The sequence below is a fragment of the Candidatus Nitrosarchaeum limnium BG20 genome (assembly GCF_000241145.1).
GTDB lineage: Archaea > Thermoproteota > Nitrososphaeria > Nitrososphaerales > Nitrosopumilaceae > Nitrosarchaeum > Nitrosarchaeum limnae.
Genome location: NZ_AHJG01000162.1, coordinates 1 through 717, shown reverse-complemented (window position 1 = coordinate 717; position 717 = coordinate 1). Strand labels below are relative to the sequence as shown.

Genomic DNA, 717 nt, shown 5'->3' with positions numbered 1-717 from the left:
TTTTGAAGAAAGAGACAATAGAGAAATAGGAGTTGGTATTACTAATTCTATTGCATTATCTGATGAAACAATTTCTAACAATAATTTAACAAAAGATGAATTAATTGAATATGCGTTTAAAATTATTGAAAGTTGGATAGAATGAGAATTCCTAATATTAGTTGTAAAATAGAAATTATTTCAAATGTTAACCCATCTGAAGATTTAAAAAAAGTTGAAACAGCAATTTTGAATATATTTCAAAATGCAAAAATCAAGTCAGATGATTTTTCAGTGATGTCTAACTCTAGAGATTTACATTTACTAGAAAAAATATATGATGTTATTCATTCTAATCGTTCACAGAATATCTATAGACGACAGCTTGAAAAAAATTTGGAAAACGATTCTACATGGTTTTATCTTAACAAGCAAGCAGCCTTTGTTGGAACTGCAGCATTATGTGAAGAAGCAGAAGAATCTCCATTAGGCCCAATCAAAGTAACTTTAACCTCTTCTAATATAGATGGAATCATCGATTGGTTAATTTTTGAAAATTAGTCTACATTAATATCAAAATTACTTTATTGATTTAATTTATGATCTTAAATTAAGACTTAATCTCTAAAAATTGAAATCAATTCTGGTAATGCATTTACACTTGTACTTTTAATAGAAAAATCCATGTAAGAAGACATCATTGTATTTTCTGGATTAATCTCAATGATTGTAGCATTA

1 protein-coding gene is annotated in these 717 nt (G+C 26.4%); it reads left to right on the top strand.

Going from position 1 to position 717, the window contains the following annotated elements; translation table 11 throughout:
- Nucleotides 1-141 precede the first annotated feature (141 nt).
- Nucleotides 142-540, top strand: coding sequence for an RNA-binding domain-containing protein (locus tag BG20_RS04930; protein ID WP_010191685.1), 399 nt, complete (start codon nt 142-144; stop codon nt 538-540).
- Nucleotides 541-717: the final 177 nt, after the last annotated feature.